Annotated in this window: 14 protein-coding genes; 8 read left to right on the forward strand and 6 right to left on the reverse strand. The window is 64.8% G+C overall.

The window, feature by feature from the left end:
• The first annotated feature begins 4 nt into the window (after positions 1-4).
• The 4 genes from mfd to serB all read left to right on the forward strand — a co-directional run bounded on the left by mfd (position 5) and on the right by serB (position 5,960).
• Positions 5-3,565, forward strand: coding sequence for a transcription-repair coupling factor (mfd, locus tag ACMUOY_RS00930; RefSeq protein ID WP_413890122.1), 3,561 nt, complete (start codon positions 5-7; stop codon positions 3,563-3,565).
• Positions 3,566-3,629: 64 nt separating this feature from the next.
• On the forward strand, positions 3,630-3,986 hold the full coding sequence (locus tag ACMUOY_RS00935) for a rhodanese-like domain-containing protein (protein ID WP_413890124.1): 357 nt from the start codon (positions 3,630-3,632) through the stop codon (positions 3,984-3,986).
• A gap of 574 nt (positions 3,987-4,560) precedes the next feature.
• Positions 4,561-5,031: an acyl-CoA thioesterase gene (locus ACMUOY_RS00940; protein WP_413890126.1), complete on the forward strand. Its 471-nt coding sequence runs from the start codon at positions 4,561-4,563 to the stop codon at positions 5,029-5,031.
• 212 nt (positions 5,032-5,243) lie between these two features.
• Positions 5,244-5,960: a phosphoserine phosphatase SerB gene (gene serB, locus ACMUOY_RS00945; protein WP_413890128.1), complete on the forward strand. Its 717-nt coding sequence runs from the start codon at positions 5,244-5,246 to the stop codon at positions 5,958-5,960.
• A gap of 46 nt (positions 5,961-6,006) precedes the next feature.
• On the opposite strand, the gene ACMUOY_RS00950 is transcribed toward serB, so the two are convergent.
• Together ACMUOY_RS00950 and ACMUOY_RS00955 are read right to left on the reverse strand one after the other, a co-directional pair.
• A complete protein-coding gene (locus tag ACMUOY_RS00950) occupies positions 6,007-7,377 on the reverse strand; it encodes a TrpB-like pyridoxal phosphate-dependent enzyme (RefSeq protein WP_413890130.1) in 1,371 nt (456 codons plus the stop codon).
• A 131-nt stretch (positions 7,378-7,508) separates the two neighbouring features.
• A complete protein-coding gene (locus tag ACMUOY_RS00955) occupies positions 7,509-7,994 on the reverse strand; it encodes an Rrf2 family transcriptional regulator (RefSeq protein ID WP_413890132.1) in 486 nt (161 codons plus the stop codon).
• 135 nt (positions 7,995-8,129) lie between these two features.
• Between ACMUOY_RS00955 and ytfE the strand changes: the two genes are divergently transcribed.
• On the forward strand, positions 8,130-8,873 hold the full coding sequence (ytfE, locus tag ACMUOY_RS00960; RefSeq protein ID WP_413890134.1) for an iron-sulfur cluster repair protein YtfE: 744 nt from the start codon (positions 8,130-8,132) through the stop codon (positions 8,871-8,873).
• 81 nt (positions 8,874-8,954) lie between these two features.
• On the opposite strand, the gene ACMUOY_RS00965 is transcribed toward ytfE, so the two are convergent.
• The 4 genes from ACMUOY_RS00965 to ACMUOY_RS00980 all read right to left on the reverse strand — a co-directional run bounded on the left by ACMUOY_RS00965 (position 8,955) and on the right by ACMUOY_RS00980 (position 13,603).
• A complete protein-coding gene (locus ACMUOY_RS00965; protein ID WP_413890136.1) occupies positions 8,955-9,929 on the reverse strand; it encodes an NAD(P)H-dependent flavin oxidoreductase in 975 nt (324 codons plus the stop codon).
• Between the two features lie 96 nt (positions 9,930-10,025).
• Positions 10,026-11,816 (reverse strand): acyl-CoA dehydrogenase, encoded by a 1,791-nt coding sequence (locus tag ACMUOY_RS00970; protein ID WP_413890138.1) that lies wholly within the window; start codon positions 11,814-11,816, stop codon positions 10,026-10,028.
• A 75-nt stretch (positions 11,817-11,891) separates the two neighbouring features.
• Positions 11,892-12,824 carry an electron transfer flavoprotein subunit alpha/FixB family protein gene (locus ACMUOY_RS00975; RefSeq protein WP_413890140.1) on the reverse strand — a complete coding sequence of 311 codons (933 nt, stop codon included), beginning with the start codon at positions 12,822-12,824 and terminating at the stop codon, positions 11,892-11,894.
• A 29-nt stretch (positions 12,825-12,853) separates the two neighbouring features.
• Positions 12,854-13,603, reverse strand: a complete 750-nt coding sequence (locus ACMUOY_RS00980; protein WP_413890142.1) for an electron transfer flavoprotein subunit beta/FixA family protein — start codon at positions 13,601-13,603, stop codon at positions 12,854-12,856.
• Positions 13,604-13,877: 274 nt separating this feature from the next.
• Between ACMUOY_RS00980 and ACMUOY_RS00985 the strand changes: the two genes are divergently transcribed.
• From ACMUOY_RS00985 to ACMUOY_RS00995, 3 genes are all read left to right on the forward strand, one after another.
• The gene (locus tag ACMUOY_RS00985; RefSeq protein ID WP_413890144.1) at positions 13,878-14,894 is read left to right on the forward strand and encodes a TRAP transporter substrate-binding protein; all 1,017 of its coding nucleotides are present in this window, start codon (positions 13,878-13,880) and stop codon (positions 14,892-14,894) included.
• Between the two features lie 83 nt (positions 14,895-14,977).
• Positions 14,978-15,463, forward strand: a complete 486-nt coding sequence (locus ACMUOY_RS00990) for a TRAP transporter small permease (RefSeq protein ID WP_413890146.1) — start codon at positions 14,978-14,980, stop codon at positions 15,461-15,463.
• Positions 15,460-16,752, forward strand: coding sequence for a TRAP transporter large permease (locus ACMUOY_RS00995; RefSeq protein WP_413890148.1), 1,293 nt, complete (start codon positions 15,460-15,462; stop codon positions 16,750-16,752). The genes ACMUOY_RS00990 and ACMUOY_RS00995 overlap by 4 nt, the downstream gene beginning before the upstream one ends.
• The last annotated feature ends 8 nt before the right edge of the window (positions 16,753-16,760 follow it).

Below are 16,760 nucleotides of genomic sequence, written 5' to 3' on the forward strand. Positions count from 1 at the left end.
TTCCATGGACCTACCCAAACTTGTGCCCGGCAGGCGCTACACCCTGCCCCGCCCGGCCGGCTCGGCCGATTCCCTGCTGCTGGCGCAGCTGGCCACCCGCGAAAAGGCGGCCCGTCGACTGACGGCCATCATCACCGCCGACGCCACCGACGCGCAGCGCCTCATCGACGAAATGGCCTTTTTTGCGCCGGACCTGCGCTGCGCGCTGTTTCCGGACTGGGAGACCCTGCCCTATGACACCTTCTCGCCGCACCAGGACCTGATCAGCGAGCGCCTGGCCACGCTGTGGCGCATCCAGCAGCGCGACAAAGAGACAGGCGCTGACGTGGTGGTCGTGCCGGCCACCACGGCCCTGTACCGGCTGGCGCCACCCGCCTTCCTGGCGGGCTACACCTTTCACTTCAAGGTCAAGCAGAAGCTCGACGAGGCCCGGCTCAAGGGCCAGCTGACCCTGGCCGGCTACAGCCACGTCACTCAGGTGGTAAGCCCCGGCGAGTACGCGGTGCGCGGCGGGCTGATCGACCTGTTCCCCATGGGCAGTGCCGTGCCCTACCGCGTGGACCTGTTCGACGACGAGATCGACAGCATTCGCACCTTCGACCCCGACAGCCAGCGCAGCCTGTACCCGGTGCCCGAGGTCCGCCTGCTGCCCGGCCGCGAGTTCCCTATGGACGACGGCGCGCGGGCCAAGTTCCGCAGCCGCTGGCGCGAGCTGCTTGAAGGCGACCCCACCAAGAGCCGCATCTACAAGGACATCGGCAACGGCGTGGCCACGGCCGGCATCGAGTACTACCTGCCGCTGTTCTTCGACGACACCGCCACCGTCTTCGACTACCTCGGTGCCGACGCCACGGTGGTGCTGCACGGCGACCTGGAGCCGGCGTTCCAGCACTTCTGGCAGGACACCAAGGAGCGCTACCGTCTCGTGCAGGGCGACCCCGAACGCCCGGTGTTGGCGCCCGAGGCGCTGTTCCTGGGCATCGAGCCCTTCTACGCCCGCGCCAACGAACACGCCCAGCTCGCCATCCGTCCGTCTGCCCCCACGCTCCCCGCTGCGCGTGGTTCGCTGCCCCCCGAGGGGGCGCTCGCAGGCTTGGGGCGGCCCGGCGCCGGCTCGGGCGTCAACGACGTCGAGGACAGTGCCTATTTCCAGAAGCTCGGCGACCTCACCGTCGTGCGCGGCGCCGACGAGCCGCTGGCCCGGCTGCAGGCCCACCTGCGCGCCACGCCGAACCGGGTGCTGCTGCTGGCCGAAAGTGATGGCCGCCGCGAGAGCCTGCTCGATTTCCTGCGCGCCAGCGGCGTCAACCCGCCGGCCTTCGACTCGCTGGCCGAATTCCAGGCCAGCAGCGAACCCGTCGGCATTGCCACCGCCGCGCTGACCGCCGGCTTCGCCTGGCTGGAAGACGGCCTGGATCTCGTCACCGAGACCGAACTCTTCGCCGCCGGCCCCACCGCGCGCCGACGCAAGAAGCAGGAACAGGTCAGCGACGTCGAGGCCCTGATCAAGGACCTGGCCGAGCTGAACGTCGGCGACCCGGTGGTGCATGCCGCCCACGGCATCGGCCGCTACCGGGGCCTGATCAATCTGGACCTGGGCGAGAAGGACGCGAACGGCGAACCTGCACTGCAGGAGTTCCTGCACCTCGAATACGCCGACAAGGCCGTGCTGTACGTGCCGGTCAGCCAGCTGCAGCAGATCAGCCGCTACACAGGCGTCAGCGCCGACGAGGCGCCGCTGCACAAGCTCGGCAGCGGTCAGTGGGAAAAAGCCCGGCGCAAGGCCGCCGAGCAGGTGCGCGACGCCGCCGCCGAGCTGCTGAACATCTACGCCCGCCGCGCCGCCCGCGAAGGCCATGCCTTCCGCTACTCGCCGCACGACTACGAGGCCTTTGCCGCCGATTTCGGTTTCGAGGAAACCGCCGACCAGAACGCCGCCATCCACGCCGTGATCCAGGACATGATCAGCCCGCGCCCGATGGACCGCCTGGTCTGCGGCGACGTCGGCTTCGGCAAGACCGAGGTGGCCCTGCGCGCCGCCTTCGTAGCCGTCACCGGCGGCAAGCAGGTGGCGCTGCTGGCACCCACCACCCTGCTGGCCGAGCAGCACTACCAGACGCTGGTGGACCGCTTCTCGAAGTGGCCGGTCAAGGTGGCCGAGGTGTCGCGCTTTCGCTCCGGCAAGGAGGTCAACGCGGCGCTCAAAGGCCTGGCCGACGGCAGCGTGGACATCGTGGTCGGCACGCACAAGCTGCTGAGCGAATCCACCCACTTCAAGAACCTGGGCCTGCTCATCATCGACGAGGAACACCGCTTTGGCGTGCGCCACAAGGAGCAGATGAAAGCCCTGCGCGCCGAAGTGGACGTGCTCACGCTGACCGCCACGCCGATTCCCCGCACGCTGGGCATGGCGCTGGAGGGCCTGCGTGACCTGAGCGTCATCGCCACGGCGCCGCAGCGTCGCCTGGCGATCAAGACCTTCGTGCGCAACGAGGGCAACGGCGTGATCCGAGAGGCCGTTCTGCGGGAGTTAAAGCGCGGCGGGCAGATCTACTTCCTGCACAACGAGGTGGAGACCATCGAAAACCGGCGCCAGAAACTCGAAGAGATCCTGCCGGAGGCGCGAATCGCCGTGGCCCACGGCCAGATGCCCGAGCGCGAGCTCGAGCGCGTGATGCGCGACTTCGTGGCCCAGCGCAGCAACCTGCTGTTGTGCTCCACCATCATCGAGACCGGCATTGACGTGCCCACCGCCAACACCATCGTGATGGCCCGCGCCGACAAGTTCGGCCTGGCCCAGCTGCACCAGCTGCGCGGGCGCGTGGGCCGCAGCCACCACCAGGCCTATGCCTACCTGATGGTGCCTGACACCCAGGGCCTGACCAAGCAGGCCCAGCAGCGGCTGGACGCGATCCAGTCGATGGAAGAGCTCGGCTCCGGCTTCTACCTGGCCATGCACGACCTGGAAATTCGCGGCGCCGGCGAGGTGCTGGGCGAGAAACAGAGCGGCAACATGCTCGAAGTGGGCTTCCAGCTCTACAACGAGATGCTGGCCGAGGCCGTGCGCTGCCTGAAGAACGGCAAGGAGCCCGACCTGCTGGCGCCGCTGTCCGTCACCACCGACATCAACCTGCACGCCCCGGCCCTGCTGCCCAACGACTACTGCGGCGACGTGCACCTGCGCCTGTCGTTTTACAAGAAGCTGGCCACGTCGAAGACGGCGGACCAGATCGACGCCCTGCTGGAAGAAATCGTCGACCGCTTCGGCAAGCTGCCGACCCAGGCCCAGACGCTGATCGACGTGCACCGCCTGCGGGTGCTGAGCCAGCCCTACGGCGTGGTGAAGGTGGACGCGGCGCCGGGGGTCATCCACATCACGTTCAAGCCCAACCCGCCGGTCGATTCGATGCGCATCATCGAACTGATCCAGAAGAACCGGCACATCAAGCTGGTTGGCAACGAGAAATTGCGCATCGAGCGCGAACTGCCTTCCGCAGTAGCCCGCGCGCAGATGGTGCGCGATGTGCTGAGATCGCTAGGCACACCCGTGGCGGCCGCGCCGTAGGCGCACACCCGTCTCTCTGCGTGATACATCAACACGGACAGTCAACTTTCATACTGGGATCGATATGGATTTCTCAAACGCATTCAAGCAATACTGGCCGTTTCTGGCGCTGGCGCTCTGGTTTGGCTACAAATGGTGGAACGCCCGAAAAGTCGCCGGCCTGCTGCCCGAACTCAGACAACGCGGCGCCACCCTGGTGGACGTGCGCAGCGCCGGCGAATATGCCAGTGGCCACGCCCCCGGCACCCTGAATATCCCCTTGCAGGAACTGAGCAGCCGGCTGGGCGAAATACCCAAGTCGTCCCCCGTCGTCGTCGGCTGCGCCAGCGGATCGCGCAGCGGCATGGCGAAACTGCTGCTGAAGAAAAACGGTTATCCCGACGTGTACAACATCGGCACCTGGCGGAAGTTTCTGCCCTGAGGAGGCTGTTTCAGCATGCCCGAACGGCATATGCAGGCCCCTCCCACGGCTGAGGCTGGCTAAGAGAGCCTTTCCGAGCCATTTTCAGCATCAAAATGGCATCATCCCAGCACGGAATGGTCATCATGCGCTATTTATTCGGGAGTGATTGTGAGTCCCTGCCGGCAGATTCCAGCGCCATCGCGCCCGCCTCATGCTGTCAAAGGCCCAGAAATCGACGGACGCCACGGCCCCGGACTCTGCTTGGCGCGTCGCTGGCTTGCCAAAGTCGATCCAAATTGACCTTGCCCAGCGAGGACAAATCATCTGAGTCTGCCGGGGGGCCGCCAGGATAGACGACTGGTTAATGCGGTCCTGGGCTGCAATCGGCGAGTCTGGAAACGGTGCTACGCATGGCCTCCCTGCTATGCCGACGGAAAAAGCCAGGACCTTCAGACTGGGGTCCAGGGGATATCCCGTCGCCTATACTGGCCAACCAGATTTGGCGGTCGCCTGAATTGCGTCAGGCCTCACAGTTGGGCACGCCCTTCCGATTCCACACTCCAAGAGCTTCAGTACACCCGAGGAGATGCAGTTGGCCCTTCCAAACTACGTCCACAAGCTCACTGCCAGTTGGGCAGACATGGATTTCAATGCGCACATGGCGAACACGGCCTACCTTAACCGGGCTGTCGACGCTCGCATGGCATTCTTCACCGAGAACGGCTTATCGCTTCCAGAACTCATGCGCCTGCGCATCTCGTGGGTCGTGATGAAGGACGAAGTCGAGTACCGTCGAGAGATCCAGTGGATGGAGGAGATCTCCATCACGGTTGCTCTGGCCGGTCTTGCCCCGGATGGTAGTCGGTTCAAAGTCCGAAACGACTTCCTCCGCGCCGACGGCCAACTGGCAGCCAGAGTGACAAGCACAGGCGGCTTCCTCGATCTGGACGCCAGGAAACTTGTCATCCCGCCGATCGAGGTTCTCACGACCTATCAGGCCATGCCACGAACGGACGACTACGAAGCCTTGCCATCCAGTTTCAAGGCGAAGGCGGGGCTGTAGCAATTCCAAACCCTTCGTTCAAGCGGAGCACCAACGGCGGGCCACCCGGCCCCGGCCTGGCATTCTGCCGTCGTCGCCCGCTTCGCTCGAACGTTGCACTTGCTTGATCGAGTACCCTTTCCAGCTGAACAGATAGAATTTATGGCAAGAATGGCTACATGCCAGCGCCAAATGGTCATTTTCCGCTATCAACTTTGAAGCCACCGCCCATCATGCCCGCCCGCATCGAATTCGCCCCCGGCCTTGTGATCCAGGGTTTCAAGCCCCCGCTGCGCCTGCGCGACTTCAAGCTGATCGCGTTCGACATGGACTCCACGCTGATCAACATCGAGTGCGTGGACGAGATTGCCGATGCCGCCGGGCGCAAGGCGGAGGTGGCGGCCATCACCGAGGCCGCCATGCGCGGCGAGATCACCGACTACAAGGAGAGCCTGCGCCGGCGCGTGGCGCTGCTCAAGGGCGTGACCGAGGCGCACCTGGCCCACGTCTACCGCTCGCGCCTGCAGCTCAACCCTGGCGCGGCCGAGCTGGTGCTGGCCTGCAAGTCGGCCGGGCTGAAGGTGTTGCTGGTCAGCGGCGGCTTCACCTACTTTGCCGAACGCCTGCGCGAGCGCCTGGCGCTGGACTTTGCGCGCAGCAATCGGCTGGAGATCGTGAATGGCGTGCTGACCGGGCGCATGCTGGACCAGAGCTGGGGCGACATCTGCGACGGCGCGATGAAGAAGGAAACCCTGCTGCGCACCTGCAGCCTGATCGGCTGCGACCCCGCGCAGGCGATTGCCATGGGCGATGGCGCCAACGACCTGGAGATGATGGGCGTGGCGGGCCTCTCGGTGGCCTACCGCGCCAAGCCCCGGGTGCGCGCCCAGGCCAAGGTGGCCATCGACATGGGCGGGCTGGACCGGCTGCTCGAAGTGTTCCGGGCATAAAAAAACGCCGCGGATCCGCGGCGTTTTCCGTTGGTGCGCCGCCCGCTCAGGCGGGTTCGGGCACGCTGGGCAGGCCCGACAAGGCCATGGCCAGTTCCTTCTCGTCGTACTGCTCGTCCTTCAACTCGCCGGCAAAGTACTTCTGGTAGGCCGTCATGTCGAAGTGGCCGTGACCGCAGAGGTTGAACAGGATGGTCTCGCTCTTGCCTTCACGCTTGCAGCGCAGGGCTTCCTCGATGGCGCCCTTGACCGCATGGTTGGCCTCGGGCGCGGGCACGATGCCCTCGGAGCGGGCAAACAGCACGCCGGCCTCGAAGCACTGGCCCTGGGTGTAGGCGGTGGCTTCCAGCAGGTTCAGCTCTTTCAGGTGCGACACCAGCGGCGCCATGCCGTGGTAACGCAGGCCGCCGGCGTGGAAGCCCGGCGGGGTGAAGGTGCTGCCCAGCGTGTGCATCTTGGTCAGCGGCGTCATGTGGCCGGTGTCGCCGAAGTCGTAGGCGTACTTGCCGCGCGTGAGCGACGGGCAGGCCGCCGGCTCCACCGCCACGATGCGCGGCTTGGCGCCGCCGCGCAGGCCGTGGCCGATGAACGGGAAGGCGATGCCGGCAAAGTTGGAGCCGCCGCCGGTGCAGCCCACCACCACGTCGGGCCACACGTCGGCCATCTGCATCTGTTCCATGGCTTCCAGGCCGATGATGGTCTGGTGCATCAGCACGTGGTTCAGCACCGAGCCCAGCGCGTACTTGGTGTCTTCGCGCTGCACGGCCAGCTCCACCGCCTCCGAGATGGCAATGCCCAAGCTGCCCGGATGGTCCGGCCGCTGGGCCAGCACGCTGCGGCCGTAGACGGTTTCGGTGGAGGGCGACGGCAGGCAGCGCGCGCCGTAGGTTTCCATGACGGCACGCCGGTACGGCTTCTGGTCGTAGGACACGCGCACCTGGAAAATCAGCACCTCCAGCCCGAAAACGTTGCCGGCAAAGGCCAGCGAGGTGCCCCACTGCCCGGCGCCCGTTTCGGTGGTCAGGCGCTTGACACCGGCCGCGGCGTTGTAAAAGGCCTGCGGCACCGCGGTGTTGGGCTTGTGGCTGCCGGCGGGGCTGACGCCTTCGTATTTGTAGAAGATCTTGGCGGGCGTGCCCAAGGCCTTTTCAAGACGGTGCGCGCGGTAGAGCGGCGCGGGGCGCCAGAGCTTGTAGATGTCACGCACGGGCTCAGGGATTTCAATCTCGCGCTCGGTGCTGACCTCCTGCAGGATCAGCTCCATCGGGAACAGCGGAGCCAGATCGGCCGGCCCGATCGGCTGCAGCGTGCCGGGGTGCAGCACCGCCGGCAGGGGCTTGGGCAGGTCGGCCTGGATGTTGTACCAGAACTTGGGCATCTGGCTTTCGTTCAGCAGGTACTTGGTTTGCATGCTCATGGACGCTTCTCCTGGGTTGATGACGGTGGGCGCGGCGGCGCGAAGGGCCGACAGGCGCTGGACGCAGCAAGTATCCACCCGTTTGGGACCGCCACCGGCCCGGCACGACCCGGGGATTTCCCGAAGGCCGCTCAGCCAGGCGGCAGGGCCGGCGGCAGACCCGGCGAACGCGCGAGCGGGCGCTTCAGCGGGTGCAGTGTCTGCGCGTCCTGGGTGGCCACCAGGTCCGCCAGGGTGGCGCCATCGAGCACCTGCAGATAGGCCTGGAGCGCGGCATCAAGCACGCCCTTGAGGCGGCAATGGCCGTCCAAGCGGCACTGGTTGCTCGCCCCGTCGAAGCATTCCACCATCGTGAAGTCACTTTCGCTCAGGCGCACCACCTCCCCCACCACGATCTCAGCAGCCGGCTTGAGCAGCCGCAGCCCGCCGCCGCGACCCCGGGTCGTCCCGAGCAGGCCGTGGGCTGCGAGCTCTACCACCACCTTGGTCAGGTGGCTGCGCGAGATGCCGTGCGCCTGGGCGATCTCGCTGATCGTGACCGGGTTGGCGCGCCCCTCGCTGGCGGCGCAATACATCAGGACGCGCAAGCTGTAGTCGGTCCATTGGGTCAGGCGCATGGTGGGCAGGATCTCCGGTCAGTGGCAGCGTCGGCATTGGTATGACCCGACCGCGCACAGGGTTAAAGATTCACACGGAATGCATTTTATAGAACAATATATGCATCTTAAATGAATCTTAAAGAAAGCCATGCCATGAACGCACGAATCGAGACCCCGGTCATTGAAGTCCCCTCCGCGCTGGTGGACCAGCCCATTGGCCAGATCGCGGTCGCCCTGCCGGGCGCCACGGCGATCTTCCGTCGTCTGAAGCTGGACTTCTGTTGCGGCGGCCAGATCAGCCTGCGCCAGGCCGCGCTGGACAAGCAGATCGACCTGAGCACGCTGGTCCAGGAGCTGGCCGCGCTGGACCGCAGCGACGATGCGCCGCCCGCCGGCACTTCCCCCGAACTGATCGACCACATCCTGGAGCGTTACCACGCCGTGCACCGCGAGCAACTGCCCGAACTGATCCGCATGGCGCGCCGTGTCGAAGCCGTGCATCGTGACCACCCGGCCGTGCCCACCGGATTGGCGGACTTGCTGGAGCAGGCCCAGGTAGAACTGCTCGACCACATGGAAAAGGAAGAACAGATCATCTTCCCCAACCTGAGGGCCGGCGGCACCGCGATGATTGCCTATCCCATCGGCGTCATGCGCCAGGAGCACACCAGCCACGGCGAAATGCTGGAGCACCTGATGGGGATGACCCAGGACGCCACCCCGCCGGACGGCGCCTGCAACACCTGGCGCGCGCTGTATGCCGGCATCGCCCAGCTGCACGACGACCTGATCAACCACATCCACCTGGAAAACAACGTGCTGTTCCCCCGCTTTGAACCCCAGCCCATGGCCCAGGCCGGTTGTGGTTCGGGCAGCGGTTGCGGGTGCGCGGGCTGAGCTCGAGACACGCCGCGCGCAAAAAAAAGGCCGCCCGTCAAGAGCGGCCTTTTTGCCGGGACCGATCTCGTTGGCGCCGGGTCAGTACGGCATCGCCAGCAGGCGCTCGCGCGCCTCGCGGTACTCGCGCTTGAAGCGGGCGACCATGTCCGCGGTGCTCACCACCTCGGTGATCGCGCCGATGCCCTGGCCGCAGCCCCAGATGTCTTTCCAGGCTTTGGCCGTCTTGCCGCCCTCACCGGTCGAGAAGTTCATCTTGCTCGGATCGCTCACCGGCAGGTTGTCCGGGTCCATGCCGGCATTGCGGATGCTGCCCTTGAGGTAGTTGCCGTGGATGCCGGTGTAGAAGTTGGAGTAGACGATGTCGTCGGAGTCGCTCTCGGTGATCATCTTCTTGTAGCCCTCGACCGCGCGCGCCTCGTGCGTCGCGATGAAAGCCGAGCCGATGTACGCGAAGTCCGCGCCCATGGCCTGTGCGGCCAGGATGGCGCCGCCGCTGGCGATCGAGCCCGACAGCGCCAGCGGGCCGTCGAACCACTGACGCACCTCCTGCACCATGGCAAACGGGCTCTTCACGCTGGCATGGCCGCCCGCCCCTGCTGCCACCACGATCAGGCCGTCGGCGCCTTTCTCGATGGCCTTGTGGGCAAACACGTTGTTGATGACGTCGTGCAGCACCACGCCACCCCAGCCTTGCACCGCGCGGTTCACGTCCTCGCGCGCGCCCAGGCTGGTGATGACGATCGGCACCTTGTACTTGGCGCACAGGGCCATGTCCTGCTCCAGCCGGTCGTTGCTCTTGTGCACGATCTGGTTGATGGCAAACGGGGCCGAGGGTGCCTGCGGATGCGCCGCGTCGTACGCAGCCAGCGTCTCGGTAATCTCGGCCAGCCAGTCGTCGAGCTGGGCCGCGGGCCGGGCATTGAGCGCCGGCATTGACCCCACCACGCCGGCCTTGCATTGCTCGATCACCATTTGCGGGTTGCTGATGATGAACAGGGGCGACCCGATGACCGGAAACGGCAGGCGGTTCAAAGGCGGTGGCAGATGGGACATGGCAGGCGTCTGGGAAAGAAAATATGAATGAAAAACAGGCTATCCCAGCGTCAACTGGTCATAGCCTGCTATTGAAAGATGATCTTTCGGGTGGTCTTAGAACGCTTCCAGCGCCAGGGCGGTCACGCTGTCCGCCCCGTCCACCACGCTGTCGCGCTGGCCCGGCACGCGACTGAGGATGTGGTCGGCGTAAAAACGGGCCGTGGCAATCTTGGCCTTCATGAAATCCACGTCCTTGCCCTCGGCGATCTGTTCCTGGGCAATCAGCAGGGCACGCCCCAGTTGCCAGCCCGCCACCAGGTTGCCCGCCAGCAGCAGATAGGTCACGCTGCCCGCGTACACCGCATTGGGGCTGGCCTTGCTGTTGCCGGCGACGAAATCCACGACGTCAAGGAAGGCCCGGCGCGCCGCGCGCAGCCGCTTGGCCACGGCTTCGGCGTCGCCACTGCCATTGCGCATCAGTTCGGCCTCGGTGGCCTCGATCTGTGACGCGATCGCCTTGGCGGTCTGCCCGCCATCGCGCGCCGTCTTGCGGCCCACCAGATCGTTGGCCTGGATCGCCGTGGTGCCTTCGTAGATGGTCAGGATCTTGGCGTCGCGGTAGTACTGCGCAGCGCCCGTTTCCTCGATGAAGCCCATGCCACCGTGCACCTGCACGCCGAGCGAGGTCACTTCCAGGCTCATCTCGGTGCTGTAGCCCTTGATCAGCGGCACCATGAATTCATAGAAGGTCGCGTTCTGCTTGCGCACCTCGGCGTCCGGATGGTGGTGCGCAGCGTCGAAAGCCGCGGCCGCCACGCTGGCCATGGCCCGGCAGCCTTCGGTGAAGGCGCGCATGGTCATGAGCATGCGCCGCACGTCCGGATGGTGAATGATGGGCGCGCTGGTGTTCATCGAGCCGTCGACGGGGCGGCTCTGCACCCGGTCCTTGGCGTAGTTGACGGCCTTCTGGTAGGCGCGCCCGGCCACCGCAATACCCTGCACGCCCACGCCATACCGGGCTGCGTTCATCATGATGAACATGTATTCGAGGCCGCGGTTCTCCTGGCCCACCAGGTAGCCCACGGCACCGCCGTGGTCGCCGAACTGCAGCACGGCGGTGGGCGAGGCCTTGATGCCCATCTTGTGCTCGATGCTCACGCAGTGCACGTCGTTGCGCGCACCCAGGCTGCCATCGCCCTTGACCATGAACTTGGGCACGACGAACAGCGAGATGCCTTTCACGCCCTCGGGTGCGCCGACGACCCGGGCCAACACCAGATGGACGATGTTTTCGGCCATGTCGTGCTCACCGTAGGTGATAAAGATCTTGGTGCCGAACACCTTGTACGTGCCGTCAGGCTGGGGCTCGGCGCGGGTGCGCACGGCGGCCAGGTCGCTGCCGGCCTGCGGCTCGGTCAGGTTCATGGTGCCCGTCCAGTGCCCGGAGATCAGCTTTTCCAGGTAGATGGCCTTGAGATCGTCGCTTCCGGCGGTCAACAGGGCCTCGATGGCCCCGTCGGTCAGCAGCGGGCACAGGGCAAAGCTCATGTTGGCCGCCTGCAGGATCTCTCCGCACGCCGCACCGATGATCTTCGGCAGGCCCTGGCCGCCGAATTCCGCCGGATGCTGAAGACCCTGCCAGCCGCCTTCGGTGTACTGGCGGTAGGCCTCCTTGAAGCCTGGCGTGGTCGTGACCTTGCCGTCATGGAAGGACGAAGGGTATTTGTCGCCCTCCCAGTTCAGCGGCGCGATCACGCTCTCGTTGAGCTTGGCGCACTCCTCCAGCACGGCCTGGGCCGTTTCGAGCCCGGCGTCCTCGAATCCGGGGATCTGCGCGATCTGGTCGATGCGTGCCAGATGCTCGATGTTGAACAGCATGTCCTTGACGGGTGCGATGTAGCTCATGGTGTCTCCTGGGAAATTCGGTATCCAAATACGAAAATGGCATCGCGAACGATGCCATTTTCAGCGCGACCGGTGTCAGATCGCTTTGACCAGTTCCGGCACGGCCACGAACAGGTCGGCCTCCAGGCCGTAGTCGGCGACGGAGAAGATCGGCGCTTCGGGGTCCTTGTTGATCGCCACGATCACTTTCGAATCCTTCATGCCGGCCAGATGCTGGATGGCGCCGCTGATGCCGGCGGCGATGTACAGCTGCGGCGCCACGATCTTGCCGGTCTGCCCGACCTGCAGGTCGTTGGCGGCGTAGCCGGCATCCACCGCAGCGCGGCTGGCGCCGATGGCCGCGCCCAGCTTGTCGGCCAGCGGCGTCATCACTTCATTGAATTTCTCGGCGCTGCCCAGCGCGCGGCCACCCGAGACGACGATCTTGGCCGCGGTCAGGTCGGGGCGGTCGTTCTTGGCAATCTCGCTGCCCAGGAACGTGCTCTTGCCGCTGTCGGCCGCACCGGCGACGGTTTCCACGGCCGCACTGCCGCCCGTGGCGGCGGCTGGGTCGAAACCGGTCGTGCGCACGGTGATGACCTTGGTGGCATCCGCGCTTTGCACGATGGCCATCGCGTTGCCGGCATAGATCGGGCGCTCGAAGGTGTCGGCGGCTTCAACCTTGGTGATGTCGCTGATCTGCGCGACGTCCAGCTTGGCGGCCACGCGCGGCGCCACGTTCTTGCCACCCGCAGTGGCGGGGAACAGGATGTGCGAATAGGCACCGGCAATCGCCAACACCTGGGCGGCGACGTTTTCCGCCAGCCCATGCGCGAACGGCGCGCCGTCGGCGTGGATGACCTTGCTCACACCGGCGATCTGCGCCGCCTGCGCGGCGGCCGCGCCGGCATTGGCGCCGGCGACCAGCACGTGGACGTCACCGCCACAGGCCAGGGCCGCGGTCACGGTATTGAGGGTGGCGCCCTTGATCGAGGTGTTGTCGTGTTCGGCAATAACGAGGGATGTCATGTGGGTTTCTCCTTGTCTTTGTTGTTGTTTCAGATGACCTTGGCTTCGTTCTTCAGCTTGTCCACCAAGGTGGCGACATCCGGCACCTTGATGCCGGCGCCGCGCTTGGGCGGCTCGGACACCTTGAGCGTCTTCAGGCGTGGCGCGACGTCGACGCCCAGATCGGCCGGTGTGACCGTGTCGAGTTGCTTCTTCTTCGCCTTCATGATGTTGGGCAGGGTGACATAGCGTGGCTCGTTCAGGCGCAGGTCGGCTGTGATGACGGCCGGCAGGCTCATGGAGAGGGTTTCCAGGCCGCCGTCGATCTCGCGGGTGACCTTGACCACACCGCCTTCGACTTCGACCTTGCTGGCAAACGTGCCCTGGGGCAGGTCGGCCAGCGCGGCCAGCATCTGGCCGGTCTGGTTGCAGTCGTCATCGATGGCCTGCTTGCCCAGAATCACCAGACCCGGCTGCTCCTTGTCCACCAGCGCCTTGAGCAGCTTGGCCACGGCCAACGGCTGCAACTCGACGTCGGTCTGCACCAGGATGGCGCGGTCGGCGCCAATGGCCATGGCGGTGCGCAGCGTCTCCTGGCACTGGGCCACACCGCATGAGACGGCGATGACTTCCGTCGCCACGCCTTTTTCCTTCAGCCGAACCGCCTCTTCGATCGCAATCTCATCGAAGGGGTTCATGCTCATCTTGACGTTGGCGATATCCACCCCCGTGTTGTCCGACTTCACCCGGACTTTGACGTTGTAGTCAACCACGCGTTTGACGGGGACAAGAACTTTCATGAGTGTGTGCTCCAGATAGTGATGCTGAAAGAGGTGCAAGGTTGAACGCAAGACCGGCTGCGCGCGAACTGCGACAGAAAATCGAACGATCGTGCTTTTTATTATAGGCACGGGCAGCTGCAAGTTTAGACGCAGGCACCCAATCCTTCTGTCAACGGAACGACAAATGATTAACCGACCGCAAGGTTGGTTAATTCGGGTAAGTCTGGACATCGGCGGTCCATAGAGTCGATTACAGTCTGCAGCGCAACAAAACCGCCCCTGGAGTGCCCTGATGAAATCATTTGCCCTTTCCCTTCTCGCCGCTGCCGCTGCCATGACCACCGGAATGGCCCGTGCCGACACGGTATTCACCGTTTCGAGCTGGCTGGCCCCGACGCATACCGCCAGCATGGCCCAGAAAGAATGGTGTGACTTGCTGGAGAAAAACACCTCCGGCAAGATGAAGTGCAACTTCCTGCCCCGCGGTGTCACCGCTGCACCGGGGACCTACGATGCCGTCAAAAACGGTCTGGCCGACATCTCCTTCACCGTGCATGGCTACACGCCGGGCCGCTTTGTCTACACCCAGATGGCCGAGATGCCGTTCCTGGGCAACACCTCGGAGCCCCTTTCCATCGCGTACAGCCGCATCGCCGCCAAATACCCGGAGTTCACCGCTGAGCACCAGGGGGTCAAGGTGCTGGCCTTCTTCACCCACGGCCCCGGCATCGTGTTCAACACCAAGCGGCCGATTGCCAAGGTGGACGACCTGGGAGGACTGAAATTCCGCGTGGGCGGCGGCATGGTGAACGAGATTTCCAAGTCGCTGGGCATGAACGTCACGCTCAAGCCGGCGCCGGACTCGTATGAGCTGCTTGCGGGCGGCGTCATGGACGGCACCCTGTTCCCCGCCGAATCGACCGAATCCTTCAAGATCGACAAGATCATCCGCCATGCCACCACCTTCCCCGGGGGCCTGTACAACACCAGCTTCGTGTTCATGATGAACCAGGCGAAGTACGACAAGCTGACCCCGGAAGAGAAAAAGGCCGTGGACGCCATTTCGGGCGAGACCGCTGCCCGCATCTTCGGCCGCGGCTGGGACAAGGTCGACACGCGCGCCCTGGCTCTGATGCAGGCCAACGGGGTCGTGGTCACCAAGGCCGATGCCAAGTTCGTAGCCGACGTCAAGGCAAAGACCGCTCCCCTTGAGCAGGCCTGGATCAAAAGCGCCGAAGCCAAGGGCATGAAGAACCCGGCCAAAGTGCTGGCCGAATTCCGCGCGGAAATCGCCAAGCTCGAGAAGTAAAATCAGCGACATACTCGGCTGACCGGGCGGCCCCCACTGACGGTGGGCGCCGCCTTTTTTCTGTTTGACCAGGTGATTCCAACTTGAAAAAGCTCCTCGAAACCATTTGCGGCGTGCTGGCCGGCGTGGCCTTGTTCGGCATCATGGCCCTGACCTTCTTTGATGTGGGCGGGCGCAAGCTCCTTTCCCATTCGATCACCGGTTCGCTGGAATTGACCGAGTTGCTAATGGTCGTGGTAATTTTTGCTGCCTTGCCCCTGGTGTCCCTGCGTGGTGAACATGTCGTCTTCGACTCACTCGATCCCTACCTGCCGGATGCCGTACGCCTGGTGCAACGTGTGCTGGTGCACCTGTTGTGCGGTGCCGCGCTGATGGGACTGGGCGTCCTGATGTGGCAGACCGGTGGCAACTTCCTGGAGAGCGGCGAAACCACGGCGCAATTGAAGATCCTCAAGGCACCTTTCATTTACGGCATGAGCGTGCTGTGCATGTTGACCGGACTGGTGCACCTGGCATTCACGATCCGGCCCTCGCAAGGAATGGAAGAAAGCGAAGGGGGCACGCTATGACCGAGGCCCTGATCGGATTCATCGCCATCTTCGCGCTGGCGCTGCTGCGCGTGCCGCTGGCTTTTGGCATGGGGCTGGTCGGCATCGTCGGCATCGGCCTGACGCGCAGCTGGGGGGCCGCCCTGGCCAGCACGGCGCAGGTGGTCCAGGAAACCGGATTTGCCTATACGCTGTCAGTCATCCCCTTGTTCATCCTGATGGGCAACTTCGTCGCAAGAGCGGGACTGGCTCATGAGCTGTTTCACGCGGCCTACGTGTTCATCGGCCACCTGCGCGGCGGCCTGGCCCATGCCACGATCGCGGCTTGCGCCGGGTTCGGCGCCATTTGCGGCTCGTCGATCGCCACCGCGGCCACCATGAGCAAGGTGGCCTATCCGTCGATGAAAAAACTGGGGTACAGCGACTCGCTGTCGACCGGCGTGATCGCCGCCGGCGGCACCCTGGGCATCATGATTCCTCCGAGCACGATCATGGTCATCTACGGCATCGTGACGGAAACGAACATCGGCAAGCTGTTTGCGGCTGGCGTCATCCCCGGCCTGCTGACGGCCGCGCTGCTGATGGTCACCGTGGTGATCATGACCTCGCGCGACCCGGAGCACGCCCCGGCCGGCGAGAAATTCAGCTGGGCGGAGCGCTGGAAGGCCTTGCGCGGCATATGGGGGGTGCTGCTGCTGGTGATCGTCGTTCTGGGCGGCATCTACGGCGGCGTTTTCACCGCGACCGAGGGCGCTGGCATCGGTGCCGCCGGCGCCTTCCTGTTCGCCGTCGCGCGCCGGGCTCTCACGGTGCGCTCCACCCTGGACGTGCTGATCGAGTCCGCGCGCACCACGGCCATGCTGTTCACGCTGCTCATCGCTGCGACGATCTTCGCCAACTTTGTCAACTTCACGAGCATGCCTGGCGACCTCAAGGAATGGATCACCCACCTCGGCCTGTCGCCGGTGATGATCGTGGGCGCGATGATGGTGATCTACGTGATCCTGGGAACGGTCATGGAAGAGCTGACCATGGTGCTGCTGACCATCCCGCTGTTCTTCCCGATCGTGGTGGCGCTGGGCTTTGATCCGGTCTGGTTCGGCGTTCTGATCGTGATGGTGATCCAGATCGGGCTGATTTCGCCGCCAGTCGGCATGAACCTGTTCGTCATCAACACCTTGTTGCCGCGAGTGGGTCTGGGCAACATCTTCCGAGGCGTGTGGTCCTTCGTGCTGGTTCAGGTCATGATGCTGGCCATCCTCGTGGCTTTTCCGCAGCTGAGCCTGTGGCTGCCCTCGTTCATGAACTGAGCAAGCGG

Origin of the sequence: Candidatus Skiveiella danica (genome assembly GCF_022705245.1) — a bacterium.
Lineage (GTDB): Bacteria > Pseudomonadota > Gammaproteobacteria > Burkholderiales > Burkholderiaceae_C > Skiveiella > Skiveiella danica.

Coding starts and splice junctions, on each gene's coding strand:
- ACMUOY_RS00995 (WP_413890148.1), top strand. CDS start 15,460: ATGACCGAGGCCCTGATCGGATTCATCGCCATCTTCGCGCTGGCGCTG.
- ACMUOY_RS00935 (WP_413890124.1), top strand. CDS start 3,630: ATGGATTTCTCAAACGCATTCAAGCAATACTGGCCGTTTCTGGCGCTG.
- ACMUOY_RS00975 (WP_413890140.1), bottom strand. CDS start 12,824: ATGACATCCCTCGTTATTGCCGAACACGACAACACCTCGATCAAGGGC.
- ACMUOY_RS00980 (WP_413890142.1), bottom strand. CDS start 13,603: ATGAAAGTTCTTGTCCCCGTCAAACGCGTGGTTGACTACAACGTCAAA.
- ytfE (WP_413890134.1), top strand. CDS start 8,130: ATGAACGCACGAATCGAGACCCCGGTCATTGAAGTCCCCTCCGCGCTG.
- ACMUOY_RS00965 (WP_413890136.1), bottom strand. CDS start 9,929: ATGTCCCATCTGCCACCGCCTTTGAACCGCCTGCCGTTTCCGGTCATC.
- ACMUOY_RS00985 (WP_413890144.1), top strand. CDS start 13,878: ATGAAATCATTTGCCCTTTCCCTTCTCGCCGCTGCCGCTGCCATGACC.
- ACMUOY_RS00970 (WP_413890138.1), bottom strand. CDS start 11,816: ATGAGCTACATCGCACCCGTCAAGGACATGCTGTTCAACATCGAGCAT.
- serB (WP_413890128.1), top strand. CDS start 5,244: ATGCCCGCCCGCATCGAATTCGCCCCCGGCCTTGTGATCCAGGGTTTC.
- mfd (WP_413890122.1), top strand. CDS start 5: ATGGACCTACCCAAACTTGTGCCCGGCAGGCGCTACACCCTGCCCCGC.
- ACMUOY_RS00955 (WP_413890132.1), bottom strand. CDS start 7,994: ATGCGCCTGACCCAATGGACCGACTACAGCTTGCGCGTCCTGATGTAT.
- ACMUOY_RS00950 (WP_413890130.1), bottom strand. CDS start 7,377: ATGAGCATGCAAACCAAGTACCTGCTGAACGAAAGCCAGATGCCCAAG.